The sequence below is a fragment of the Streptomyces rishiriensis genome, from assembly GCF_003112535.1.
Taxonomy (GTDB): Bacteria; Actinomycetota; Actinomycetes; order Streptomycetales; family Streptomycetaceae; genus Streptomyces; species Streptomyces rishiriensis.
Genome location: NZ_BEWA01000002.1, coordinates 126519 through 152871, shown reverse-complemented (window position 1 = coordinate 152871; position 26353 = coordinate 126519). Strand labels below are relative to the sequence as shown.

The 26353-nt window shown below is 71.4% G+C and carries 19 protein-coding genes and 1 tRNA gene; 17 read left to right on the top strand and 3 right to left on the bottom strand.

Annotated elements, in window-relative coordinates; genetic code table 11:
* Window positions 1-15: 15 nt before the first annotated feature.
* The 3 genes from Sri02f_RS02400 (at window position 16) to Sri02f_RS02390 (ending at window position 662) form a co-directional block, all read left to right on the top strand.
* A complete protein-coding gene (locus Sri02f_RS02400) occupies window positions 16-189 on the top strand; it encodes a hypothetical protein (RefSeq protein WP_107450363.1) in 174 nt (57 codons plus the stop codon).
* 3 nt (window positions 190-192) lie between these two features.
* On the top strand, window positions 193-426 hold the full coding sequence (locus Sri02f_RS02395) for a hypothetical protein (protein ID WP_003976229.1): 234 nt from the start codon (window positions 193-195) through the stop codon (window positions 424-426).
* A gap of 163 nt (window positions 427-589) precedes the next feature.
* Window positions 590-662 (top strand) — tRNA-Ala (locus Sri02f_RS02390).
* A gap of 151 nt (window positions 663-813) precedes the next feature.
* On the opposite strand, the gene Sri02f_RS02385 is transcribed toward Sri02f_RS02390, so the two are convergent.
* The gene (locus Sri02f_RS02385; RefSeq protein ID WP_108999380.1) at window positions 814-2424 is read right to left on the bottom strand and encodes an NADH-quinone oxidoreductase subunit NuoF family protein; all 1611 of its coding nucleotides are present in this window, start codon (window positions 2422-2424) and stop codon (window positions 814-816) included.
* Complete coding sequence (locus tag Sri02f_RS02380; RefSeq protein ID WP_174855568.1) at window positions 2421-3734, bottom strand: cytochrome b family protein; 1314 nt, start codon at window positions 3732-3734, stop codon at window positions 2421-2423. The genes Sri02f_RS02385 and Sri02f_RS02380 overlap by 4 nt, the downstream gene beginning before the upstream one ends.
* 427 nt (window positions 3735-4161) lie before the next feature.
* Between Sri02f_RS02380 and leuS the strand changes: the two genes are divergently transcribed.
* From leuS to Sri02f_RS02325, 10 genes are all read left to right on the top strand, one after another.
* On the top strand, window positions 4162-7050 hold the full coding sequence (gene leuS / locus Sri02f_RS02375) for a leucine--tRNA ligase (protein WP_108999378.1): 2889 nt from the start codon (window positions 4162-4164) through the stop codon (window positions 7048-7050).
* 315 nt (window positions 7051-7365) lie between these two features.
* Window positions 7366-8112, top strand: coding sequence for a hypothetical protein (locus Sri02f_RS02370; protein WP_108999377.1), 747 nt, complete (start codon window positions 7366-7368; stop codon window positions 8110-8112).
* A gap of 112 nt (window positions 8113-8224) precedes the next feature.
* Entirely contained in the window at window positions 8225-9070 is an 846-nt protein-coding gene (locus Sri02f_RS02365) for a DegV family protein (protein ID WP_108999376.1), read from the top strand.
* A 107-nt stretch (window positions 9071-9177) separates the two neighbouring features.
* Window positions 9178-10317, top strand: a complete 1140-nt coding sequence (locus Sri02f_RS02360; protein ID WP_108999375.1) for a ComEA family DNA-binding protein — start codon at window positions 9178-9180, stop codon at window positions 10315-10317.
* Between the two features lie 146 nt (window positions 10318-10463).
* A complete protein-coding gene (locus tag Sri02f_RS02355) occupies window positions 10464-13172 on the top strand; it encodes a ComEC/Rec2 family competence protein (protein WP_245970411.1) in 2709 nt (902 codons plus the stop codon).
* A gap of 475 nt (window positions 13173-13647) precedes the next feature.
* Entirely contained in the window at window positions 13648-14433 is a 786-nt protein-coding gene (locus Sri02f_RS42185; RefSeq protein ID WP_108999372.1) for an arylamine N-acetyltransferase, read from the top strand.
* Between the two features lie 234 nt (window positions 14434-14667).
* Entirely contained in the window at window positions 14668-15558 is an 891-nt protein-coding gene (locus Sri02f_RS02340; protein ID WP_108999371.1) for a YceI family protein, read from the top strand.
* Window positions 15559-15651: 93 nt separating this feature from the next.
* Window positions 15652-15897, top strand: coding sequence for a hypothetical protein (locus tag Sri02f_RS02335; protein ID WP_167467470.1), 246 nt, complete (start codon window positions 15652-15654; stop codon window positions 15895-15897).
* A gap of 283 nt (window positions 15898-16180) precedes the next feature.
* Window positions 16181-17170, top strand: a complete 990-nt coding sequence (gene holA, locus Sri02f_RS02330; RefSeq protein ID WP_218029839.1) for a DNA polymerase III subunit delta — start codon at window positions 16181-16183, stop codon at window positions 17168-17170.
* A gap of 314 nt (window positions 17171-17484) precedes the next feature.
* Complete coding sequence (locus tag Sri02f_RS02325) at window positions 17485-17880, top strand: nuclear transport factor 2 family protein (protein WP_108999779.1); 396 nt, start codon at window positions 17485-17487, stop codon at window positions 17878-17880.
* Between the two features lie 274 nt (window positions 17881-18154).
* Here Sri02f_RS02325 and rpsT read toward each other — a convergent pair whose 3' ends face one another.
* Window positions 18155-18421 (bottom strand): 30S ribosomal protein S20, encoded by a 267-nt coding sequence (rpsT, locus tag Sri02f_RS02320; RefSeq protein ID WP_020127768.1) that lies wholly within the window; start codon window positions 18419-18421, stop codon window positions 18155-18157.
* A 221-nt stretch (window positions 18422-18642) separates the two neighbouring features.
* On the opposite strand from rpsT, the gene lepA reads away from it, so the two are divergent.
* The 4 genes from lepA (at window position 18643) to Sri02f_RS02295 (ending at window position 26178) form a co-directional block, all read left to right on the top strand.
* A complete protein-coding gene (lepA, locus tag Sri02f_RS02310) occupies window positions 18643-20511 on the top strand; it encodes a translation elongation factor 4 (protein WP_108999368.1) in 1869 nt (622 codons plus the stop codon).
* A 247-nt stretch (window positions 20512-20758) separates the two neighbouring features.
* The gene (locus Sri02f_RS02305) at window positions 20759-22633 is read left to right on the top strand and encodes an AMP-dependent synthetase/ligase (RefSeq protein WP_108999367.1); all 1875 of its coding nucleotides are present in this window, start codon (window positions 20759-20761) and stop codon (window positions 22631-22633) included.
* A gap of 187 nt (window positions 22634-22820) precedes the next feature.
* Window positions 22821-24959 (top strand): SpoIIE family protein phosphatase, encoded by a 2139-nt coding sequence (locus Sri02f_RS02300; RefSeq protein ID WP_108999366.1) that lies wholly within the window; start codon window positions 22821-22823, stop codon window positions 24957-24959.
* A gap of 73 nt (window positions 24960-25032) precedes the next feature.
* The gene (locus Sri02f_RS02295; protein ID WP_108999365.1) at window positions 25033-26178 is read left to right on the top strand and encodes a Dyp-type peroxidase; all 1146 of its coding nucleotides are present in this window, start codon (window positions 25033-25035) and stop codon (window positions 26176-26178) included.
* The last annotated feature ends 175 nt before the right edge of the window (window positions 26179-26353 follow it).

Genomic DNA, 26353 nt, shown 5'->3' with positions numbered 1-26353 from the left:
CGGGAGGGAGTAGCGATGCCTGCGAGCATCCTCGGAGAGGTCGGCCACCTCTCCGAAGTGGCGTTGCCACGGGACAAGGCCACCCGGCTCAACTGCCCCTCCTGCGGTTCCGGTCATGTGGCCCTGGTGCTCGGCGACAACGGCGGGACTTCCTACGTGTGCACGGCCTGCGGCCACAGCTGGAGCTGATCGATGGGTGCACACAGGCGAAAGTGCGACTGGTGCGGCAGCGGCACCCCGATCGTCCGTGACATGGAGCCGGTCAACCCGGACTACCAGTACTGGTGCGAGGAATGCGCGCGGGCGCTGATCATAAAAGGCGACCCGATCGAGACGTACCGTGAGCTGGAGGGCGAGCCGATCTACGGGCGGCTCCTGGAGGAGCACTGCACGCTCAAGCGGTTCTATTCGTTCGTCACCGCTTGACGTCGTGCGGCGGAGTTCGGCGGCGCACCGAATGTGCATATGGGGCGAAAACGGACAGGGCGGAAACGATTTGGTGGTCCACCCTTCCTGCCGGTAATGTTGGCGTCGCCGCCAGGGAAACCGGGCGACACGGTCTAAGAGCGGCTCCGCCGCCAGACCATGAGGGGCTATAGCTCAGTTGGTAGAGCGCCTGCATGGCATGCAGGAGGTCAGGAGTTCAATTCTCCTTAGCTCCACAGCAGATCCCGCCGGATCGGATGCGATCCGGCGGGATCTTTTTGCGTCAGGGGCGGCTGACGAACGCGCGAGGGGCCGCCTGTTCTCAGGCGGCCCCTCGCGCGTTCGTCAACCAGTCGTCTCGTCGGCCGACGTTGTGTGTCGTACCGCTCAGCGCCCCAGGGCGCGGCGGCCGCGTCCCTGGGAGAGGACCGGGAGGTTGCGCGCGGGCGCCTGCGCGCGGGTGTCCTCCTCGATGCGCAGGGCCAGCGCCGGACAGCGACGCACCGCGCGTAGAGCCTTGGCCTCCGCGTACTGCGGCACCTTGGCCTGGGCCACGGTCGGGAAGCCGTCGGCGCCGAGCTGGAACACCTCGGGGAGGATGTCGGCGCACAGGCCGTGCCCGCGGCACAGCGTCCAGTCCACGAAGATCTTCTGGCGGCTGGAGCCGCTGTCCTCCGCCGCGTTGCCGCTCGTGATGCCCGCGGGGGCCATGCCGGCCTCGAAGAGCGGCAGAACGCCCTCCACGGGCCGTCCGCAGCCATTGCCGAGGACATGCGCGGCCAGGTCGTCGGTGAACGCCTTGATGGTCGACTCGAGGAACATCGCGGAGCCGTCCGGATGCGAGCACGCCCCGCGTCGCTTCACGTTCTTGGCGACCTGCTTGAGCGCCTCCAGCGCGGCCGGGCCGCCTCCGTTGAGGATGTCCTCCATCCCGCGCGCGGCGGCCGGCAGACCGAGGTAGCAGGGACCGCACTGGCCCGCGCTCTCGTCGGCCAGCCACTGGGCCACGCGCAGCGACTCGCCCAGCGGGCAGGTCTCCTGGCTGATCGGCAGGATCGCGCCGGCGCCGAGCGCCCCGCCCACCGCGTCCAGGGAGTTGCGGGAGACGATCGCCTCGTTGACCGTCGCCGCGTCGATCCACTTGCCGTGGTACCCGCCGGTCAGCACGCCCTGGGGCACCGGCGGTGCGCCGGCGAGCTGAAGGACGTAACGCAGCGGAACGCCAGTGGGGACCTCGATCACCATCGGGCGGGCGACCGCGCCGGACACCGTCAGCATGACGGTGCCCGGCTCGTCGTACAGGCCGGTGTTGCCGTAGCGCTCGGGGCCGATGCGGGCGGCGATGGCCAGCTGGGCGAACGTCTCGGCGTTGGACAGCAGGGTCGGCGCGCCGCCCACGCCGTTCTGCGAGGCGCTGACCTTGCGGCCGGGCGGGATCGGCGGACCACCGTCGATGGAGCGGATCAGCGACGCGGCCGCGCCGGTGACCATGCGGATGGGGTTGCGCTGGACGAACGCCTTCAGCGCCGATCTACGGCCGTTGCTGAGGCCGCGCTCGGCGAGCGCGGCCTCCATGGAGCGCTGGGTGGATTCGCGGGTGACCCCCACCACGAGCGTGCGGGCACCCAGCGCCTCCGCGACCAGCAGAGCGCCGTCCAGGATGAGATGCGGGGCACGGTTGATGAGCACCGTGTCCTTGCGGCAGGCCGGCTCGTCCTCGCTGCCGTTGACGACGACGACCGGCCGGACGCCGCGCTTGATCGCGGTCTCGGCGACCGAGCGCAGCTTCTTGTGGAAGGGGAAGCCCGCGCCGCCGCGGCCCTTCAGGTTGATGTTCTCGGAGAGCTTCGCGAGGGCCTCTCCGCCCAGGGGCTCGAGCGGCCCGTGCACCTTGAGGTGCATGGGCAGATCGAGTCGTTCGACAAGGTCGAAGCCCGACGTGAGCTGCGGAAGGCCGACCACGCGGACTTCTGGGACGTCGGGCAGGGCCTCGTTCACCTATAGCCTCCGGAAGGCGTGTTCCAAGGTTCGCCCGAACCCGGTGCGTCGAAGGACGCGCCGGGCGCTGGTTCATTGGCGGGACCGCTGTTGTACGTGTCGTTCTGGTTGTACGCGCCGTAGGCCTGATTCGTCTCACCGGTGTCGTACACGTCACGTGCGCCGTATCCGCCGGCACCCGAATTGTCATAGACCGGGATGTTGAATCCCGTGTCCTGGAGAGGGTCGTAGGCGGACGGCGGGGCCTCGCCGACCGGCGGAGGGGACGGGACCGGCCAACTGCCCGAGGTGCTGCCGCCATTGTCGACGCGCGGGATCGCCTCCGTGGCCTGCTGCAGGTCGAACGGCATGCCCATGCGTGCCGTCTGGTCGGCCACATAGGGCTGCTGCTGACCGCGCGGCGGCGTGTTGACGGCGCGGTAGGCGGCCGCGAAGCCGTTGGCGGGCTCCGGGGTGACCGGCGTGTCGTACATCGGCGACGCCGGCGGAGCCATCCGCGTGGAGCTCATGGTGTCGGTCAGCGGTGAGCGGCCGGAGCGGCCCTCGTAGCCGGGCAGCGCCGACGATCCGGTCTCCGTGACGCGCGCGCGTGACGCCTCGAGGCCGTCCATGTCGAAGCGGTCCTGCGTGCCCAGGATCCCGGTGATCCGATCGGCGACCTTGCGCTTGAACGGGCGCGGGGCGGAGCGCAGCGCGAGGGCGGCCATGACGCCGACCAGGCAGATCTCGTAGGAGATCATGAAGAACGGCTTGGCCGCGCGGCCTGCGAACAGGCCATGGATGAGGGCCGCGCACAGCGCCGGGTAGGCCAGCATGTGCATCGCACGCCAGCGGGCGGCGACCTCGGCCGGTGCGGCGAACTGGTTGCGCAGCGCGCCGGTGATGCCCACGAAGATCATGAGCAGTGCGGCCAGGGAGCCGAGGCCGATGAGTCCGGCGCTGCCCTTGACGCCCAGGCTGAACGGGATCAGCGCGGCGATCAGCACGGTGTGGTCCAGTGCCAGTTTGACCGTGATGTGCACCACGAGGAACGCGATGGAGCCCACGGCGGTCACGCGGTGGACGCCCTGCGCGAGGATCCGCTGACGCGTGTTGAGGATGAGCCGGTCCTGGGCGACCAGGCCCCAGATGACCGAGCAGGTCAGGCATACCAGCGACAGGACGCCCGCACCGAAGTTGAGGAAGGCCTGCACCTGGTCGCCGCCGACCAGGACGACCACAGGTATGAGGACCAGGACGACAGCCGTCGCCAACCCGTAGGCCGACCGGCCGGGCTTGGGGAGCGAGCTGTAACTAGAACGAGGGTTCATGGGGGCAACTCCGAGCAGTTTCGGGAAAGCGGTCCCGCTGCCGAACTCTAAGTGGCTCCATACCGATGGGTACGAGGTTTGAGTTATTGCGTTGTTATGAAACGACGATGTGACTTGCGTGATGTCCTATAGCGGCTGTTACGCGAAGTAACCATTGGCCTTGGTTCAGCTCCGACCCCCCGTTCCCGGCTCCTCAACGTTGTCGCGACCATGCATACGTAAGTTCGTCGCGGCCTGCTCAAGGCCTGCGGTACCCTAACGCCATGCGTGCTGTACGCCTTCTGCTTAGCGAGCCGCGCTGATCAGTCCCGACCGCCGGTGATCGGACGGTTCGGAATCGGCGCGGCGTCCCCTCCTGTGCGAGGGGATTTTTCGTTTCCTGGACGACAACCCGCTGGCAGAGACGATCGATGGAGCTTTGAGGACCATGAGCGAGACGAACCCCGCTGCCGCCGCTGTCCCGGCAGAGGCCGCGCCGCACCGCTACACGGCTGCCATGGCCGCCGAGATCGAGGCACGCTGGCAGGACTTCTGGGACGCGGAGGGCACCTACGCGGCGCCGAACCCCAAGGGCGACCTGGCCGGCGACCCGGAGCTGGTCGCCCGGCCCAAGAAGTTCATCATGGACATGTTCCCGTACCCCTCCGGTGCGGGCCTGCACGTCGGCCACCCGCTGGGCTACATCGCGACCGACGTGTTCGCGCGCTTCCAGCGCATGACCGGCCACAACGTGCTGCACACCCTGGGCTTCGACGCCTTCGGCCTGCCCGCCGAGCAGTACGCCGTGCAGACCGGCACGCACCCGCGCGTGTCCACCGAGGCCAACATCGAGAACATGAAGGTCCAGCTGCGCCGGCTGGGCCTGGGCCACGACAAGCGCCGGTCGTTCGCCACGATCGACCCGGAGTACTACAAGTGGACCCAGTGGATCTTCCTGCAGATCTTCAACTCCTGGTACGACCCCGACGCGGACAAGGCCCGTCCGATCGCCGAACTCGTCGCCCGGTTCGAGTCCGGTGAGCGTGCCGTACCCGGGCACACGCGCGCGTGGGGCGAGCTGACCGCCACCGAGCGCGCCGACGTCCTGAGCGACTTCCGCCTGGCCTACGCCTCCGACGCGCCGGTCAACTGGTGTCCCGGCCTGGGCACCGTGCTGGCCAACGAGGAGGTCACCGCCGACGGCCGTTCCGAGCGCGGCAACTTCCCCGTCTTCAAGGCCAAGCTGCGCCAGTGGAACATGCGCATCACCGCCTACGCGGACCGCCTGCTGGACGACCTGGACGCCCTGGACTGGCCCGAGGCCATCAAGCTGCAGCAGCGCAACTGGATCGGCCGCTCGGAAGGCGCCCGCGTCGACTTCCCCGTGGACGGCGAGCAGATCACCGTCTTCACCACGCGCCCGGACACCCTGTTCGGCGCGACCTACATGGTGCTGGCCCCCGAGCACCCGCTGGCCGACAAGTTCACCCCGGACGCCTGGCCCGAGGGCACCCACGACGTCTGGACCGGCGGTCACGCGACCCCGGCCGAGGCGATCGCCGCGTACCGCGCGCAGGCCGCCTCCAAGTCCGACGTCGAGCGCCAGGCCGAGGCCAAGGACAAGACCGGCGTCTTCACGGGCGTGTACGCGACCAACCCGGTCAACGGCGAGCGGGTTCCCGTCTTCATCGCCGACTACGTCCTGATGGGCTACGGCACCGGCGCGATCATGGCCGTCCCGGCGCACGACACGCGTGACTTCGCGTTCGCGCGCGCCTTCGAGCTGCCGATCACCTGCGTGGTCGAGCCGACCGACGGCCGCGGCACCGACACCTCGACCTGGGACGACGCCTTCGCCTCCTACGACGCGAAGATCGTCAACTCCTCCCACGACGACATCTCGCTGGACGGCCTGGGCGTGGTCGACGCCAAGGCGCGCATCACGCAGTGGCTGGAGCGCAAGGGCATCGGCGAGGGCACCGTCAACTTCCGCCTGCGCGACTGGCTGTTCAGCCGGCAGCGCTACTGGGGCGAGCCCTTCCCGATCGTCTACGACGAGGACGGCGTCGCCCACCCGCTGCCCGAGTCGATGCTGCCTCTGGAGCTGCCGGAGGTCGAGGACTACTCGCCGCGCACCTTCGACCCGGACGACGCGAACACCTCCCCGGAGACGCCGCTGTCGCGCAACGAGGACTGGGTGAACGTCACCCTGGACCTGGGCGACGGCCCCAGGAAGTACCGCCGCGAGACCAACACCATGCCCAACTGGGCCGGTTCCTGCTGGTACGAGCTGCGCTACCTGGACCCGCACAACAGCGAGCAGCTGGTCGACCCCGAGATCGAGCAGTACTGGATGGGCCCCCGCGAGGGTCAGCCGCACGGCGGCGTCGACCTGTACGTGGGCGGCGCCGAGCACGCCGTGCTGCACCTGCTGTACGCGCGCTTCTGGTCCAAGGTCCTGTTCGACCTGGGGCACGTCTCCTCCGTGGAGCCGTTCCACAAGCTGTTCAACCAGGGCATGATCCAGGCGTACGTCTACCGCGACGCCCGGGGCATCGCGGTTCCGGCCGCCGAGGTGGAGGAGCGCGACGGCGCCTACTACTACCAGGGCGAGAAGGTCTCCCGGCTGCTGGGCAAGATGGGCAAGTCCCTGAAGAACGCGGTCACTCCGGACGAGATCTGCGCCGAGTACGGCGCCGACACGCTGCGGCTGTACGAGATGGCGATGGGCCCGCTGGACGTCTCGCGTCCGTGGGACACCCGCGCGGTCGTCGGCCAGTACCGGCTGCTGCAGCGGCTGTGGCGCAACGTCGTCGACGAGACCACCGGCGAGGTGACCGTGGTCGACGTCGAGGACGCGGACATCGACGAGGACACCCTGCGTGCCCTGCACAAGGCGATCGACGGCGTGCGCCAGGACCTGGAGGGCCTGCGCTTCAACACCGCCATCGCCAAGATCACCGAGCTGAACAACCACCTGACCAAGGCGGGCGGGGCGGTGCCGCGCAGGGTCGCCGAGGACCTGGTGCTGCTGGTGGCGCCGCTGGCCCCGCACATCGCCGAGGAGCTGTGGCGCCGTCTGGGCCACACCGACTCGGTGGTCCACCAGGACCTGCCGGTCGCCGACCCGGCGTACGTCGTGGACGAGAGCGTGACCTGCGTCGTACAGATCAAGGGCAAGGTCAAGGCGCGCCTGGAGGTCTCCCCGGCCATCTCCGACGCGGAACTGGAGAAGGTCGCGCTGGCCGACGAGGCCGTCGTGAAGGCCCTGGGCGGGACCGGCATCCGCAAGGTGATCGTGCGGGCGCCGAAGCTGGTCAACATCGTTCCGGCCTGAGGCTGCGTGGCCTGAGCTCTCGTGTGCTGGGCTTCCCGAGGGCTCGGGGTGCGCTGAGGCCTGGAGGCCGGAGCCTGGAGCCCTCAGGTGCCTGAGGGCTGGGGACCTGAGGCTTGAGGTGCCTGAGGTCCGGGGGTCTGAGGCTTGAGGTGCCTGAGGGGCGGGGCGTGGCCTCTGCGCCCGTCCCCTAAGGGTTTCGTGCGGGCAGGTTCGGGGTTCTTCTGGAACTCCGGGCCTGCCCGTCTCGTTTACCGTTTGAAGTGCGGCGCGTCATCGCGGCGCCGGATGTGTCCTGGCAGGCCGGAGGAGGAGCTGGTGGAAGCAGTGATCACGATCGTCGCCCTGCTCTTCGTGCTCTTCCTGGCGCTCGGCGTCTACGCCACGGTGAAGGTCGTCGGCGCTGCCAAGCGAGGGGTCGACCGCACCATCACCCAGGCCCGTCGCACGGTGGAGGACCACACTCTGCGGGCCAAGTCCTTCGCCCAGCTCGGACCGGCCGGCGAGATCGCCCAGCTGCGGCTCAAACTGCGCACGTCCATGCGGGCCACACAGGACGCCCTGCACGCGGGAGCCGCCGAGGACGAGTCGCTCAAGGAGTCCCTCGGCCTGTTCCAGCGGCTCAGCGCGCACGGGCAGGAACTGGACGCCGAGCTCAAGCGTCTGGAGTCCGAGCCGGACCGGGCCACACTCTCCCAGCGGCTTCCCTCGCTGCGGGAGCGCACCGAACGCATCACGGCCTCGGCGGACTCACTGCGCTGGGCGGCTCGCGACCGCGCCCGCCGCTTCGCCGAGGACGATCTCGACTCCCTCAGCACCCAGATAGACGTCGAGGCAGGCGCCCTGCGGCACTGGACCACGCCGGAGCCCTCCCCGACATCCCAGGCCTCTCCGGCCTCGTGGCCCGAGGCGCCCGCCGCCGACGGCGCGACAGAAGGACAGACGTGGCCGGAGACTCACCACGGGCACACCGCGGAGGAGCCGTCCCGGCCCGCCATCACGCCTGCGGCACCGCGTCCCACCTACCCCTGGCAGAAGAAGCCGCGCCCCGAGAGCACCACCTGACGAGAGCGCGGGTTTCGGTGTCGCCAGGCGTGGTATTTGATTCGGTCAAGGGCGGTCCGGGTGCGAGGGGCCGGGCTGCCGTGCGGAGGCTACGCCAGGTAACCTCCAGGTCATGTCCCGCCATGTCGCTATCGTCACGGATTCAACGGCCTATCTGCCGCAGCGGACGATGGAGCGCCACGGCATCACCGCGGTGCCGTTGACCGTCGTCCTCGGCGACCAGGCTCTTGAAGAGGGCAACGAGATCTCCACCCGCTCCCTCGCCCAGGCACTGCAGAAGCGACGCCCCGTCACCACCTCGCGCCCCAGCCCTCAGGTCTTCGCCGAGACCTACCGCAAGGTCGCCGATGCCGGTGCCACCGGCATCGTCTCCCTTCACCTCTCCGCCGAGTTGTCCGGCACCTACGACGCGGCCGTCGTCGCGGCGCGCGAGGCCCCGGTGCCGGTGCGGGTGGTGGACACCGGCATGGTCGCGATGGCGCTCGGATTCTGCGCGCTCTCGGCCGCCGAGGCCGCCGAGACGGGCGGCACGGTCGACGAGGCGGTCACCGCGGCCGAGAAGCGGGCCGCCGGCACGTCCGCCTACTTCTACGTCGACACCCTCGACTATCTGCGCCGCGGCGGCCGAATCGGCACCGCGCAGGCCCTGTTGGGCTCCGCGCTCGCCGTCAAGCCGCTGCTCCAGCTGGCGGGGGGCCGCATCGACCTCCTGGAGAAGGTGCGCACGGCGTCGCGGGCGATCGCCCGCCTGGAGGAGATCGGCGCCGAGCGGGCCGGAAGCGCGCCGGTCGACATCGCAGTGCACCATCTCGCCGCCCCCGACCGGGCGTCCGCGCTCGCGGACCGTCTGCGTGCACGGGTGCCCGGACTCGTCGACCTGCATGTGAGCGAGGTCGGAGCGGTGATCGGGGCGCATACCGGACCGGGACTGCTGGGGGTCGTGGTCTCGCCGAGGTGAGAGGGTCCCTCACTCGTGCGAGTGGTGGAGTTATCCACAACCCGATGGTTTTCCCCCGGAATTGAGCAAGATCATCGCGGTTCGGTGAAGTGTCCGATCCTCGTCGCATGGCACTTCGATCACGCACACGCGACACCGACGCGACCAGCGGCCCCGGTCGGCCTCCCGGCTCCGACGGCCGCTCCCCACGACGTCGTTCACCTGGCGGGGGCCGGGGCGGGCACCGTCACGGCCATGCCTCGGCGGAAGAAAACCGTCGACGGGCGGAGGCGCTGTTCGCCGAACGGACTCGTCTTCAGCGGGACATGGAGAGGGGACAGCAGTCCGGTGGGGGCGGTGGCGGTGGTGGCGGTGGAGGCGGTGGAGGCGGTGGAAGCGGGGGTGTGGGCGCGGGGGTGGGGGGTCGGCGTTCCGCTATGGGCATCGATGCCCATAGCGATGCCCATGCCGATACGGATTCCGATACCGCTGTCGATGCCGAGGGCCGTGCCGCCGGCGGTGCGGTCCCTCGTGGGGCGGTGGTGTGGCGGGAGCGGGCTGGGCTTGCGCTGCGGGAGCGGATGCCGGTGTGGTTGCAGACGCGCTGTGGACTGGAACGCAGGAGCGTGTTCGCGCTCACCGTGCTGTTGGCAGCAGCCGCGGTCTTCGCCGTTCAGCACTTCTGGGTCGGCCGGACCCAGCCCGTCCGAGCGCCGGAGGTCGTGCGGGCCGCGGCTCCTTATGACATGGGCCGGCAGAAGTCGGCGGGCGAGTCGCCCGATGCCACGGGACCGCCTGGTCCTGGAGGCACGGCCGGGGCCGAGATCGTGGTGGACGTCAGCGGCAAGGTACGGAAGCCCGGGATCCATCGTCTCCCGGCCGGCTCACGTGTGGTCGACGCACTGGACGCCGCCGGTGGTGTTCGACCGGGCACCAACACCGACGGTCTCAACCGCGCGCGTTTCCTCGTCGACGGAGAGCAGGTCGTCGTCGGCGGACCCGCACCGGCCGGTGGCGTCGCAGCCGGAGCCGGAGCCGGGGCGGGAGCGGGAGCGGCGGCAGGAGCGGGACCTGCGGCTCTCGTCTCTCTCAACACGGCCACCGTGGACCAACTCGACACCCTGCCCGGCGTGGGGCCGGTGCTGGCGCAGCACATCGTCGACTACCGGGCACAGCACGGTGGTTTCCGCTCCGTGGACGAGCTGCGCGAGGTCAACGGTATCGGTGAGCGACGCTTCGCCGATCTGCGAAATCTCGTGCGGCCATGAGGCGCGAGGCCAGTGAGCACACGACACCCCCAGTCGGCGGCCCAGGATCCGGAGGGCTTGCAGCGCGTGACCCTGTGGTCAGGGGCAGGCCGACGGTCGCGGGCGTCGGCGTGCGGGCCGCGTTCGGCTCCCGCACCCGTCGTACCGTGCACGCCGCCTCCGGCAGGCGACTCGGTGACGCCCACCCGCGTCAGGAAGGTCCGCTGGATCTGCGGCTCGTGCCCCCCGCGCTCGCGGCCTGGGCGACCGCCGCGTCGACGCTGGGCGCCTCGCCGGAGCTGGTGGGCGGCCTCGTGGTCGTCTGCCTGCTGGCTGCCGGCGCCCTGCTGCTGGTGCATCGGCGGCGCGGAGCAGACGATGCCGGGTGGCGCGACCGCGCCGGCGGTGGGAGCCGGGCGTCGGAGTCGGCCGTCGGCGGCAGAAGGGCCTGGCCCCGAGTCACCGTCGCCGCCTCTTTGCTGTGCGTGGCTGCGGCTGCCGCGTCGGCCGGGCTGCACGGGACCGACCTGCGGCGGGGGCCGGTACCCGCGCTGGCGCGGGAGTACGCGACGGTCACCGTAGAGGTGGAGATCACGTCCGATCCACGGCTCGCCCGGCCCAGAGTCAGGGGTGACCACCTGACCCCCGACTCCGTCCTCATCGAAGCGGAGGTGCGCAGCGTCGAGGGGCCGGACCGGACGGCGGTGGCGACGCGGGCGCCGGTGCTGGTGATCGTGGACGTCGGCTCGGGCTGGGGCACGTCGGGCTCGCATCCGGGGTTCGCAGGACGGGCCGGGTTCGCCGGACGCTGGGGAGCCGGAGCCGGAGCCGGAGCCGGAGCCGGAGCCGGAGCCGGAGCCGGAGACGCGGACGTGGACGCGGACGTGAAGCGTGGCCAGGGCGGGGCCGATGGCGCGGGGAGTTCCGGAGGGAGGCCCGGTGCGTCATGGCTCGAACTGCTGCCGTCGACCCGGTTGCGGGTGACAGGGCGGCTGGCGCTTCCCTTGGCCACAGGAGACCGGATCGCGGCAGTCTTGCGGGTACGCAAGCATGCCGAGCCGGTGACGGTGAGGGAGCCGACGGCCGTGCAGCGGTTGGCGGGGCGGCTGCGGGCGGGACTGCGGACGGCCACCGAGGGGCTGCCGACGGACGCGCGGGCGCTGCTGCCGGGGCTGGTCGTCGGAGACACCTCGCGCATCACGCCCGAGCTGGACGAGGCCTTCAAGGACACGGATCTGGCCCACACCCTCGCCGTCTCCGGGAGCAATCTCACGATCATCCTCGCGTTGCTCCTGGGGCCGCCGGGCTTGGCCCAGCAGGTCGAGCGACGAGGCCTGGCGCCTCGGCTGGGCGTCCCTCTGCGGACGACCGCGCTGCTGGGCGGAGTGCTCACGCTCGGATTCGTCGTGGTGTGCCGTCCCGACCCCAGCGTGCTGCGGGCCGCGGCCTGCGGAGCGATCGTGCTGTTCGCTCTGGCGACCGGGCGCCGCAGATCGCTCATCCCGGCGCTGGCGACGGCGGTTCTGCTGCTGGTGCTCTACGACCCCTGGCTGGCCAGGAGTTACGGGTTCCTGCTGTCCGTCCTCGCCACCGGGGCGCTGTTGACGCTGGCCCCGCGGTGGAGCGCCTCGCTGCGACGGCGCGGGGTGCCGTCGCGGCTCGCGGAGGCGCTGGCGGCGGCAGGAGCCGCCCAGGCTGTGTGCGCCCCGGTCGTCGCGGTGCTGTCGGCACGGGTGAGTCTGGTGGCGGTGCCGTGCAATCTCCTGGTGGAGTTCGCGGTCGCTCCGGCCACGGTGCTGGGCTTCGCGGCGCTGGCGACGGCGCCGGTGGCGATGCCGGTGGCCAAGTTGCTTGCCTGGTTGGCGAGTTGGCCGGCGGGGTGGATCGCGGGAGTGGCTCGGGCCGGGGCGGCGTTGCCCGGCGCAGGGGTGGACTGGCCGGGGAGCTGGGGCGGAGCCCTGCTGCTGGCCATGGCCACGGCAGCAGCGGTGATGCTCGGACGACGCGTGCTGAGATACCCGTGGCTGTGCGGGCTCTGTGCGGCGCTGCTGCTGCTCGTGGTGGTGCAGCCGCCGCCGCTGACCAGGGTGCTCACGGGCTGGCCGCCGCCCGGCTGGCGATTGGCGATGTGCGACGTGGGACAAGGGGACGCGACCGTCCTCGCAGCCGGCGAGGGCGTGGGCGTGGTGGTGGACGCCGGGCCGGATCCGAAGCTGGTCGACCGGTGCCTGCATACGCTGGGCGTCACCCGGGTGCCGCTTGTCGTGCTCACCCACTTCCACGCCGACCATGTGGCCGGACTGCCAGGGGTGTTGCGCGGCCGGGCGGTGGGGGCGATCGAGACGACGGGGTTCGAGGAGCCCCGGGAGCAGGCGGACTTCGTGCGGAAGGAGGCGCGGGCGCGGAACGTCCCCGTGGTGCGGGCCGCGGCCGGGGAGCGGCGAAGAGTCGGTGCGCTCGACTGGGAGGTGCTGTGGCCGCCACCGGGCCCGGCCCCGGAACCGGACGGTCCCAACGATGCGAGCGTCACGCTCCTCGTGCGTTCGGCGGGCCTGCGGATGCTGCTGCTCGGGGATCTCGAACCCCCGGCGCAGCAGGCACTGGCGCGATCACCGGCGGCCGAGCTGGTGCGTGGAGTGGACGTGCTCAAGGTGGCGCACCACGGCTCGGCCTACCAGGACCTCGACCTCATACGAGCGGTGGCGCCACGGCTGGCGTTGATCTCGTGCGGCGAAGGCAACCCGTACGGCCACCCGGCGCCCAGCACGGTGGCGGCGCTGCGTGCGGGCGGCGCGGTCGTCATGCGGACGGACCGAGACGGGGCGTTGGCCGTCGTCGCGGATGCGGGCGGGGACATGCGGGTGGCGCGAGACTGAGGACATGGATCCCGCACAGGCCGACCAAGAGGCTCCCGACCCTTCCGGTCTCCCCGCCCCTCTCGCCCCTCTCGCCCCTTCCGACCCTTCCATCCGGCGCCCTGCCGCCGTCCAGCCCTCCCTCCGCGCCTCCCCGTCCGGCGCCGGTGTCCATTCCGGTGCCGATGCAGGTGCCGATGCAGGTTCCGGCTCCGATGCCGCCTTCGGAGCCGGTTCAGGTGTCGGCTCCGGTGGCGGGCAGTCGGGGGCCCACCGTTTCGAAGCGCGTTCAGGGCTCGGTGTTCGCCTCGTCGATGCCTACCTGGAACGCCTGGGTCTCGCCGCGCCCTGCGCAGTGTCCGACCCCGGCGTCGACCCTGGCGTTGACCCTGGCGTCGACCCCGGCCACACCCCAGCCCCGGGGTCCGGCTCCGTCTCTGGCGCTGGCTCCGTCTCCGGCTCCGGTTCCGGCTCCGGTTCCGGCTCCGGTTCCGGGTTGGTGTACGAGCCCACCGTCGGTCTGCTCCGTGAGTTGCATCTGCGGCATCTGCGGGCCGTGCCGTTCGAGAATCTGTCGGTGCATCTCGGCGAGGAGATCGTGCTGGAGGAGAGGAGGTTGGTGGCGAAGGTCGTCGAGGAGCGCAGGGGAGGGTTCTGTTACGAGCTGAACGGGGCGTTCGGGGCGCTGCTCGCGGCGCTGGGGTTCGAGGTCACGCTGCTGGCGGCACGGGTGTACGGGGACGAGGAACGGCTCGGCATTCCCTACGACCATCTCGCGCTGCTGGTGCGGACGGCGGACGCGGGGGAGTGGCTGGCGGACGTCGGGTTCGGGGCGCACAGTCACTACCCGCTGCAGTGGGGACGGGCGGATGAACAGCCAGATCCTGCCGGGGTCTTCAGGATCGTCGAGGCCGGTCCGCACCTGGCGGGTGCAGCGAGCGGAGTCGGTTCGGCGGTGCGGGACCTGGACGTCGTGCTGGACGGTGCGCGGGTGTACCGACTGGAGGCGCGGCCCCGGGTGTTGCGGGACTTCGTGGCGGGAGCCTGGTGGCACAGCACTTCGCCGGAGTCGCATTTCACGAGGTCGCTGATCTGCTCGCGGCTCACCGAGGACGGCGGGAGGATCACGCTCAGCGGGCGTCGGCTGAAGGTGACGGCCGCCGACGGAGTGAGCCGGGAGAACGAACTGACCGATGACGAGGAGATTCTGCAGACCTATCGGGAGCGGTTCGGCATCACGTTGGAGCGGGTGCCGACGGTGCGGACGGAGGCGGTGCGGTAAGGCGGCAAGGCGGACGGGAGCTGGCGGGAGCCGGGCGAGCGGGAGCTGGGCGGACGGCAGCGGGGGGCCGGGGGATCGCAGGGGAAGATTCCGGTCACACGGGGCTACTCGTGCGTAGTACCGGCACATGCGCTGGTTTCCCGCGATGTGGGCTCGTCTTGCCTCGAAAGCGGCAACAGTGATCGAATGCTTCTCCGGCAACAAGTGATGTCAAGTCGCGCAGGGGTGTCGTGGATGTTCGGCCGTTGGCTGGGAAACCGTACGAACCGGGTGCAGCGGACGAGTCCCCTCGCGGCGGTCCACACCCCGGAGCACGCCGGAGTGCTGAGCTGCCGGGTGCTCGATCCGGTGAACGCCCTGGTGCCGCATGCGGAGTTCGCGGTGAGCGACACCACGGGACGCAAGGTCGTCAGCGGTGGCACCGATCCCTTCGGGGCGTTCATGACGACGGTGCCCGCGGGGGAGTACCGGCTCGCGGTGTCCGCCGAGGGCTACACGCCCTACCGGGCGACCGCGACGGTCGGCGAGAACACCCTGGCCTCGCTCGGTGATGTGACGCTCCAGGTGGCGCGACCGCCGGAGCTGCCTGCGCCGGGAGACTGGGAGATAGAGCCGACGCATTCGTCGATCGGGTTCACCGCGCGGCACATCGGGCTCGCCCGGATCCACGGGCGGTTCAACTCGTTCGCCGGGGCGGTGCGGATCGCCGAGCGGGTGGAGCAGTCGGCGATGCACGTGGTGATCGGCGCGGCGTCCATCGACACGAACGTCAGGATGCGGGACGACCATCTTCGGTCCGCGGACTTCTTGGACGTCGAACGGTTTCCGACACTCGAGTTCTACAGCGAGCGGTTCGTGCACAAGGGCGGCAGCCGGTGGGCCGTCACCGGGGCGCTGTCGCTGCACGGGGTGACGCGGACGGTCACGCTCGACACGGAGTATCTCGGGCTCGGCAGCGGCATGAACGGCGAGGCGCGGGCGGCCTGCCGGGCACGGACCGAACTGCACCGGGACGACTTCACCGTCAGCTGGCAGACGATGCTGGCGCGGGGCATCGCCCTGGTCGGGCCCAGTATCGCCGTCGAGCTGGACGTGCAGATCGTGCAGCAGACGCAGGCGGGTTGATCTTCGACCTCCGGCGGCGCGCCGGGCATGTCGGCCGCGCGGTATTCCGGACTCGGGGCACGACACCGTCCGCGCATGTCGGAAGATGGCTTCGTGAGTGATGTGCGACATGTGCTGGTGCTGCCCGATCGCGAGGCCGCGGAGGCGGCGGCCCAGGAGCTCGGGGAGCGGTTCGGGGTGAGCGAGGAGCCGCGGATCGTCCGGGACGCCCTGGCCGGCGAGGACGACGCGGAGGACGCGCAGTGGCTCGTCCTGCTGCACGACGAGGAGCAGCGACTCGACGTGGGGGCGCTGGACGGGTTCGCGGCGGAGTGGGAGGGGTGGCGCGAGGATCCGTAGCCTCCGCTCCCCCGGAAGCCCACCAGGCGCCCCGCTCGAAGCCCAGCAGAAGTCGCCCGGAAGCCCAGCAGGAGTCCCCCGGAGCCCACCAGAAGTCCCCGGAGCCCACCAGAAGTCCCCGGAGCCCACCAGAAGTCCCCGGAGCCCGGCAGAAGTCCCCCCGAAGCCACCCGGAAGCTCAGCAGAAGCCACCCGAAAGCCCCCGGGGAGGTCTGCGCCCGGCCCGGTGGTCGCCGCGTCCGGCGTGGGCGGGTTGTCAGTGCGGCGTGGGATGCTTTCGGGGATGGCCAGGAAGACTGCGAACGACGATCCTCTCGCCTCGGTGACGCTTGCCGTGGGCCAGGAGGATCTCCTGCTCGACCGCGCCGTGCAGGAGGTGGTGGCCGCCGCCAGGGCTGCCGACGCCGACACGGACGTACGAGATCTGAGTTCGGACCAGCTGCAGCCCGGCACCCTCGCCGAGCTGACCAGCCCGTCGCTCTTCGCGGAGCGCAAGGTCGTGGTCGTGCGCAACGCGCACGATCTGTCCGCCGACACGATCAAGGACGTCAAGGCGTACCTCGGGGCGCCCGCCGAGGAGATCACGCTCGTGCTGCTGCACGCGGGCGGAGCCAAGGGCAAGGGGCTGCTGGACGCCGCGCGCAAGGCGGGCGCGCGGGAGGTGGCCTGCCCGAAGATGACCAAGCCGGCGGACCGGCTGGCCTTCGTCAGACAGGAGTTCCGGGCGACCGGGCGGTCGGCCACGCCCGAGGCGTGCCAGGCGCTGGTCGATGCCATCGGCAGCGATCTGCGCGAGCTGGCGTCGGCCGTGTCGCAGCTCGTCGCCGACGTCGAGGGGACCATCGACGAGGCCGTGGTCGGGCGGTACTACACCGGGCGGGCCGAGGCGTCGAGCTTCACCGTCGCGGACCGGGCGGTGGAGGGGCGGGCCGCCGAGGCGCTGGAGGCGCTGCGCTGGTCGCTGGCCACCGGCGTCGCGCCCGTGCTGATCACCAGTGCGCTCGCCCAGGGCGTGCGGGCCATCGGCAAGCTGTCCTCCGCGCGCGGCGGACGCCCTGCCGACCTCGCACGGGAGCTGGGCATGCCGCCCTGGAAGATCGACCGGGTGCGACAGCAGATGCGGGGCTGGACGCCGGACGGGGTGTCCGTCGCGCTGCGGGCGGTGGCCGAGGCGGACGCCGGAGTGAAGGGCGGCGGCGACGATCCCGAGTACGCCCTGGAGAAGGCGGTCGTGACCATCGCGCGCGCCGCCCGTTCCGGCGGACGCGGCTAGCCAGCCGCCCCGCCTCACCGGATCACCCCACCTCCGCCCCCGCTCCCACCAGCCGCGCTGCCTGCCACTTCCACCGTCCGCACCGCCTCCCCTGCCGCCGGCCACCCACGCGGGCCCGTCACTGTCACCGTCCACGCGGCCCCTCGCCTGCCACCGTCCACGCCGCCCTCCCCCTGCCACCGTCCACGCCGCCCTCCCCCTCCCCGCCCTCCCCCCCGATCCCCGCGCTGATCCAGTGGCCCTTCCCTCGCGGGGGAGGAGAATCGGACGTACCAGCCGCACATCGCCGGCGCATGCGAAAGGTGGCGATCGACATGGCTGAACACCCGCACGCAGCCTTGATCCGCAGGGGCTACGACGCTTTCTCCCGCGGGGACATGGACGTCCTGCGCGGGCTGATGACGGGCGACTGCACGCATCACGTGCCCGGGTCCCACCCGCTCTCCGGGGACTTCAAGGGCCTCGACGCGATCACGGACATGTACGGCAGGCTCCTCTCGGAGACGGCCGGGACGCTGCGCGTCGAGTTGCGCAACGTGCTGGTGGACGGCCGGGGGCATGCCGTCGCGATGCACCACTCCATCGCCGACCGGAGCGGCAAGCACATGGACGAAGACGGGTGCATCGTCTTCCGGATCGTCGGCGACAAGATCACCGACCTCGACCAGTGCGTGCAGGACATCGACACGAGCAACGACTTCTGGTCGTGAAGGCGAGAGGCCGTAATGGCCGGTCGTCGTGATGCCCGGGTATCTCGAAGGCCCCGGCCCCCCGGCCCCCCGGCGCATGCCGAAGGCCCCGGCTCGCGCCCTGGGGAAGGGCGGGGCGCCGGGGCCTTCGGCACAAGCTGTTCACGCTTGTTTCAAGCTGGTGAGCCCGTACCCGCGTGGCGAACGCAGGCCGCGTACAGGCTCGGGGTGCCGGACGGGAGCGGATGAGAGGGCCCGCTCTGGACCCCTCCGGCGATCAGATCAGTTGAGGGGTTCAGCCCTTGAGGGTCTCGACCTTGGAAGCAAGCGCCGACTTCTTGTTGGCGGCCTGGTTCTTGTGGATGACGCCCTTCGAGACGGCCTTGTCGAGCTGACGCGCGGCAGCGCGCTGGTACTCGGTGGCCTTCTCGACGTCACCCGCGGCAGCAGCCTCGCGGGCCTTGCGGATCGCGGTCTTCAGGGAGGACTTGACGGCCTTGTTGCGCAGCCGGGCCTTCTCGTTGGTCTTGATCCGCTTGATCTGGGACTTGATGTTCGCCACGAATGAGCCTTTGCAGGTTCAGGCGCGGAGCCGTGAAGGTCCCGTGCCAGGTGATTTTCTGAGGTGTGCCTCGCGCTGAGAGGGCATGAGACACAGCTGCCCAGACTACCAGTGGTGCCGCGAGTGGCCCAAACCGGTCCCCGGTCGCCGCCCATGGGACCATGGAGCCTACGTATCGATCCGACCCGAGGCATAAGGCGCCTCAAGAGACAGGACCCTGCGTGCCCGCGACCCCTAAGACTGTGCCCGAGCCGAGCCGTACCGCCCCGGCTCTGATCCGCAATTTCTGCATCATCGCGCACATCGACCACGGCAAGTCCACGCTCGCCGACCGGATGCTCCAGCTGACCGGCGTGGTCGAGCAGCGGCAGATGCGCGCTCAGTACCTCGACCGGATGGACATCGAGCGCGAGCGCGGTATCACGATCAAGTCCCAGGCCGTGCGCCTGCCCTGGGCCCCGACTCAGGATCCGGGCAACACGCACATCCTCAACATGATCGACACCCCGGGGCACGTCGACTTCACGTACGAGGTCTCGCGGTCGCTCGCGGCCTGCGAGGGGACGGTCCTGCTCGTCGACGCCGCCCAGGGCATCGAGGCCCAGACCCTCGCCAACCTCTACCTGGCGATGGAGAACGACCTCACGATCATCCCCGTGCTGAACAAGATCGACCTGCCGGCCGCGCAGCCCGAGAAGTTCGCCGAGGAGCTCGCCAACCTGGTCGGCTGCGACCCGGACGACGTGCTGCGGGTGTCCGCCAAGACCGGTCTCGGCGTCGACGCGCTGCTCGACAAGGTCGTCAAGGAGATCCCGGCGCCGGTCGGCGTGGCGGACGCCCCCGCCCGCGCGATGATCTTCGACTCGGTCTACGACTCCTACCGCGGTGTCGTGACGTACGTCCGTGTCATCGACGGCCAGCTCAACAAGCGCGAGCGCATCCGCATGATGTCGACGAACGCCACGCACGAGCTGCTGGAGATCGGCACCAACTCGCCCGAGATGCTGTCCGCGGACGGCCTCGGCGTGGGCGAGGTGGGGTATCTGATCACCGGTGTGAAGGACGTCCGCCAGTCCAAGGTCGGCGACACCATCACCACCCTGCACAAGGGGGCGACCCAGGCCCTCGGCGGTTACAAGGACCCCAAGCCGATGGTCTTCTCGGGTCTGTATCCGCTCGACGGCTCCGACTATCCCGAGCTGCGCGAGGCCCTCGACAAGCTGCAGCTCAACGATGCCGCGCTGGTCTACGAGCCGGAGACCTCGGCCGCGCTGGGCTTCGGCTTCCGCGTGGGCTTCCTCGGCCTGCTGCACCTCGACGTGATCCGTGAGCGGCTGGAGCGCGAGTTCGGTCTCGACCTCATCGCCACCGCGCCGAACGTGGTCTACCGGGTGGTCATGGAGGACGCCTCCGAGCACGTCGTCACCAACCCGAGCGAGTTCCCCGAGGGGAAGATCTCGGAGGTGTACGAGCCGGTCGTGCGCGCCACCATCCTGGCGCCGAGCGAGTTCATCGGCTCGATCATGGAGCTGTGCCAGACCCGCCGCGGTGTGCTGCTCGGCATGGACTACCTCTCCGAGGACCGCGTCGAGATCCGCTACACGCTGCCCCTCGCGGAGATCGTCTTCGACTTCTTCGACCAGCTGAAGTCCAAGACCCGCGGCTACGCCTCGCTCGACTACGAGCCCACCGGCGAGCAGACCTCCAGCCTGGTCAAGGTCGACATCCTGCTGCACGGCGACAAGGTCGACGCCTTCTCCGCCATCACCCACAAGGACGCCGCGTACGCCTACGGTGTGCGGCTGGTCGCCAAGTTGCGCGAGCTCATCCCGCGGCAGGCCTTCGAGGTGCCCATCCAGGCGGCCATCGGCTCCCGGGTCATCGCCCGCGAGACCATCCGCGCCATCCGCAAGGACGTCCTCGCCAAGTGCTACGGCGGTGACATCTCCCGGAAGCGCAAGCTGCTGGAGAAGCAGAAGGAAGGCAAGAAGCGGATGAAGATGGTGGGTTCCGTGGAGGTTCCGCAGGAGGCCTTCATCGCCGTCCTGAGCAGCGACGACAGCGCGGGATCCGGCAAGGCCAAGAAATAGCCCATTCGGCGCAGGAGTCCAGGGCCCGTCGTGCGTGAGCGCGGCGGGCCCTGTCCCTGTATCCAGGAGAAAGTGACGGTCCGGAGCCCCTTACGCGCTGGCCAGTCGCCCTCTACTCTGATCCCTGCTCGGTAGTTACTCGTGAGTTAAACAACAGCCGCGGTCAACAGCAGCCACCGTCAACACAAGCCGCGTCGAACGACGCCGCAACGAGCCGGCCGCACCTTCGCGGGCCCCGGAGGATGTCGTGAGCGACACACAGACACTGATCGAGAACCGTCCGCCGTCCGTCGCGGGCCTCTTCCTGGAGCGCGTGGCGGCCACGCCCGACGCCGAGGCCTACCGCTACCCGGTGCCGACGGCGTCCGGCGAGGGCCCCGACGACTGGCGGTCGCTGAGCTGGGCGCAGTCCGCCGAGCGGGTCTACGCGATCGCGGCCGGCCTCATCGAACTGGGGGTGCGGGCCGAAGAGCGGGTGGCACTGGCCGCCTCCACCCGGATCGAGTGGATCCTCGCCGACCTCGGCATCATGTGCGCGGGGGCGGCCACCACCACGGTCTACCCGCAGACCAACGCCGAGGAGTCGGCGTTCATCCTCTCCGACTCCGAGAGCCGGGTGCTGATCGCCGAGGACGCGGCCCAGCTCGCCAAGGCGGTTCAGAAGCGCGCCGAGCTGCCCGCCCTCACCCATGTGGTCGTGATCGACCCGGCCGGCGTGGAGACCGCGGACTGGATCCTCACCCTCGACGAGCTGGAGAAGCGCGGCGCGGCCCGGCTGGAGAAGGAGCCCGGGCTGATCAAGGACCGCGTCGCCGCGATCACCTCGGACCAGCTCGCCACCCTCATCTACACCTCCGGCACCACCGGCCGCCCCAAGGGCGTGCGCCTGCCGCACGACAACTGGTCGTACATGGCGAAGGCGATCGCCGCGACGGGTCTGATCAGCGGCGACGACGTCCAGTACCTGTGGCTGCCGCTCGCGCACGTCTTCGGCAAGGTGCTCACCTCCGGCCAGATCGAGGTCGGTCACGTCACCGCCGTCGACGGCCGCGTCGACAAGATCATCGAGAATCTGCCGATCGTCCGGCCCACGTACATGGCGGCCGTGCCGCGCATCTTCGAGAAGGTCTACAACGGGGTCGCCGCCAAGGCCCGCGCGGGCGGCGGGGCCAAGTACAAGATCTTCCAGTGGGCCGCCGAGGTCTCCCGCGAGTACGCCAAGGCCGCGCAGGACAACTTCCGGCGCACCGGCAGCATGTCCGTCCCCTTCGGCATGGGCGCCAAGCACAAGGTGGCCGACGCGCTCGTCTTCGCCAAGATCCGCGAGGCCTTCGGCGGCAACCTGCGCGCCTGTGTGTCCGGATCCGCCGCCCTCGCCCCGGAGATCGGCTACTTCTTCGCCGGCGCCGGCATCCACATCCTGGAGGGCTACGGCCTGACGGAGTCCTCCGCCGCCTCCTTCGTCAACCCCGGCGAGGCCTACCGCACCGGCACGGTCGGCAAGCCGCTGCCCGGCACGGAGGTGCGCATCGCCGAAGACGGGGAGATCCTGCTGCGCGGCCCCGGCATCATGGAGGGCTACCACCAGCTCCCCGAGAAGACCGCCGAGGTCCTGGAGGCCGACGGCTGGTTCCACACCGGCGACATCGGCGAGCTCTCGCCCGACGGGTACCTGCGCATCACCGACCGCAAGAAGGACCTGATCAAGACCTCCGGCGGCAAGTACATCGCGCCCGCCGAGGTCGAGGGCCAGTTCAAGGCGGTGTGCCCGTACGTCTCCAACATCCTGGTGCACGGCGCCGACCGGAACTACTGCACGGCGCTCATCGCGCTGGACGAGCCGTCGATCCTCGACTGGGCGAAGGACAACGGGCTGGCCGGAAAGCCGTACGAAGAGGTCGTCGCCGCCCCCGCGACGGTCGAGCTCGTCGACGGGTACGTCAAGCGGCTCAACGAGGGTCTCCAGCGCTGGCAGACCATCAAGAAGTTCCGGCTGCTGCCCCGCGACCTCGACGTCGAGCACGGCGAGATCACGCCGAGCCTGAAGCTGAAGCGGCCGGTCGTGGAGCGGGAGTACAAGCACCTCATCGACGAGATGTACGCCGGAGCGCGCGAGGCGTAGCGCGGGGCGTGGGCGGGGGCGGGGCCCGCACGCTCGGATTCCGCCCCTCAACCGTGCGTCATCGAACAAGCGCGAACACCCGCGCGGCACGCTTCGCGCCCAGGACGGACCACTTCGGTAACCCAGCGCTCATGACCGGGATCGGTCTGTCACCCTGAGGGCATCCGAACCGTCCGGGGAGCTGCGCATGGGGGCCATTCCGACGCAACGGGAGACCGCCTCCCGGCCCTTCGGCGCGCCCGCGTACGCGCCCGGGCTCCCGTGCGTCCGCGCCGCGCTGGTCGGGAGCCCCCTCGCGCCCGGCGCCGCCCGCGATCTGGTCCGCGCCGCGCTGACGGAGTGGGCGGGCACGGGCCGGGCGCCGGCCGAGGAGCTCGGCGAGCGCCTGGCGCAGGACGCGGTACTCGTCGTCAGCGAGCTCGTCACCAACGCCGTCGTGCACGCCGGCACCGATGTGGAGCTGGTGTGCCGGCTGGAGGAGGAGCCCGGCCGTCCCGACGGCTGCCCGGCGGTCGTCGTCGAGGTCGGCGACCATCACCCCTCCCGCTCCCCGCGCGACGGCGGCGGCGAGACGCCGTGCGAGATCCCGGAGTACGGCCGTGGCCTGCGCCTGGTCGCCACGCTCGCCGACGCCTGGGGAGTGACGTACCGCAGGGGGACGAAGACGGTCTGGGCCCGCCTGCTGCCCAGCCCCGAGCTCCCGGACCCAGCCCTCGACCCCGCCGTCGCTCCCGCCCTCGCGCCCGACCCCGACCCCGCCCTCGCCCTCGCCCCGACCCTCGATCCGGGACCGGGCCTCGGCGGTGACGGGCACGGCCCCACCGGGCGCGGACCCGACCGCCTCCCGGGTCTCACCGGCCCCGGACACGGTAGCCCCGGAAGCGCCGGCCCCGGACACGGCGGCCTCCCGGGCCCATCCGTCCCCGGGCACGCTCATCCGGCCGCTGCCGCTGCCGCCGTCGCCGTCTCCGACGCCCCGGGCCCGCCGACGGCCTTCGCGCCCGCGCCGCAGCCGGTCGCCCGGCGGGACCGGGGTGACCGGGACTGGCTCAACCGCGGCGCCCTCTCCTTCCTCGCGGAGGCGTCCGACCTGCTGGCCGGACAGCTCGACGAGGACCTGGTGGCGGCGCTGACCGGCCAGTTGCTCGTGCCGCGGCTCGCCGACTGGTGCGCGGTGTGGCTGGAGGACGAGGTCAGCGGACGCGGCGAGTGGGCCGGCGGGCCGGGACCGCGGCTGGCCCGGGTCTGGCACGCCAGTGAGAACCGCATCGAGGAGCTGCGCGGGACCCTGGAGAAGGATCCCCCCTGTCCGCCCGACGGCGGTCCGCGTTCCGGACCCGAGCCGTTCCCCTGGCCCGGCGCGTCGCTCGGCCCGCACGGCGCGGCGCTCGCCTACCGGCTGATCGCCGGCGGCCGTCCGCTGGGCACACTGGTGATCGGGCGCGCCGGACCGGTCGTCTTCCCCGACGAGGTCACCGGGCTCGTCGAGGACCTCGGCCGCCGGGTGGCGCTGGCCATCGGGGCGGCCCGTCAGTACGCCCGCCAGGCCACCATCAGCGCCGTTCTCCAGCGCGGGCTGCTGCCCGGCGCGGTCGCCGAGATCCCCGGCGTGCGCAGCGCGCTCGTCTACGAGCCGCGCGAGCAGGGCGGGCCGAGCGGCGACTTCTACGACCTGTTCCCGGCCGGGGACGGCCGCTGGTGCTTCGCGGTGGGCGACGTGCAGGGCAAGGGGCCGGAGGCGGCCGTGGTCATCGGTCTGGCCCGGCCCTGGCTGCGGCTGCTGGCCCGCGAGGGCTACGGCGTGGCCGACGTGCTGGACCGCCTCAACCAGCTGCTCCTCGACGACGCGACCGAGGCCGCCGACGCCGCCGCCCGGGCCTTCGTCGGGCCCGTCGTTCCGGGGGACGGCCCGCAGACCCGCTTCCTCTCCCTCCTCTACGGCGAACTGGCCCCCTTCGAGGGCGGCGTGCGCTGTACCTTCGCCTCCGCCGGGCATCCCCTGCCGCTGGTGCTCGGCCCGGACGGCTCGGTCGCGACGGCCGGGCACCCGCAGACCCTGCTGGGGGTCATCGAGGACGTCGCCTACACCTGCGACAGCCTGCGGCTGCGGCCCGGCGACACCCTGCTGTGCGTCACGGACGGCGTGACCGAACGGCGGTCGGGGCTGCGCCAGTTCGACGACGAGGCAGGGCTCGCCGCCGCGCTGGCGGGCTGCGTGGGCCTCGACGCGGATCTGATCGCGGAGCGGATCCGAGGCCTGGTCCACGCGTTCGGCGAGCAGCCTCCCGAGGACGACCTGGCCCTGCTGGTGCTCCAGGCGGAGTAGCGCCCGCTCGGGCGGCCACGGGGACGGGCGGGGGAGAACGGATGTCCGCCCCCGCAGATGTATCGTCCGTTTCGTGCCGAAGGCAACGAATAGCCCCATCGACGCGCCCCTGCGTCGACGCGTCCTGATCGCCGGCGCGGGGCTCGGGCTCACCGCGACCGCCTGTACCCGTGCGGCCGGTCCGCCGCACCCGGGCGCCCCCGGGCCCGGCTCCGGCTCCGGCTCCGGTCCCGGCGGCCACGGCGTCCGCCAGGCCGGCGTGACGACACCCCGGCAGTCCACCGCGCTGCTCCTGGCCTACGACCTCGATCCCGCCGTGCGCGGCGCGGCCGGCGCACGGGCGCTGAAGGAGGTGCTGGAGGCCTGGACCGACGCGCTCGCCGAGACGCGGGAGGCGGACGGCTCCCAGGAGGCGCGGCTCACCGCCACGGTGGGCGTCGGCCCTCGCCTGCCCGCCCTTCTCGGCGTGTCCGCCCCCACCGCCCTGCGCGAGCTGCCCTCGTTCCCCGGCGACCGCCTCGACCCCGCCCGCTGCGGCGGTGACGTGCTCGTGCAGCTGTGCGCCGACGACTCCGACGCGGCCGACGAGACGGCCGAGTCCCTCACCCGGCTGGCCGGGGAGACCCTGAGCCCGCGCTGGCGGCAGTCCGGCTTCCTGCCCCCGTCCCCGGACGGCGGCGGCACCCCGCGCGACCTGCTCGGCTTCAGGAACGGCAGCGCCAACCCGAGCCCCGGGGAGTGCGAACGCTGGGTGTGGACGGACGACGCCACCTACCTCGTCGTCCGGCGCGTGCATCTGCGGGTGGAGGACTTCGCGCGGCTCGCCGTGCACCGTCAGGAGGAGGTCGTCGGCCGCCGCCGCTCGACGGGCGGCCCGCTGCCGGGCGGCCCCGAGCACGCCGAGGTCGACGTCTTCGCCAAGTCCCCGAAGGGGCACTACCTCACCCCGGCGCGTTCCCACGTCGGCGTGGTCAGCTCCCTGCACGACGGCGGAGCCCGGATGCTGCGCCGCGGCTACTCCTACGCCGACGGTCCCACCGACCAGGGCCTGCTGTTCCTCGCCTTCATGCGGGACCCGGCTCTCTTCACCCGGGTGCAGCGGCGGATGGCGACCCGCGACGAGCTGAACGGGTTCACCGAGACGCGGGGCTCGGCGCTCGCCTACATCCTGCCGGGGGCGGGCCCCGGGCGGCCGCTGGGCGCGGACCTGCTGGCCTGAGAGCGGCCCGAGCGCGCGCCGCCCCGGGCCGGCCGGCCCGTGCGCCCGGCCGCCGCGGGCAGGACGCCCGGCACGCGGACCGATACGGCCGGGGGACCGTCCCGGACGTGGACCGATGCTTGCCGGGGACCGTCCCGGAGGCGGCCCGATGCCGCCGCGCAACGGCTCGGACGTG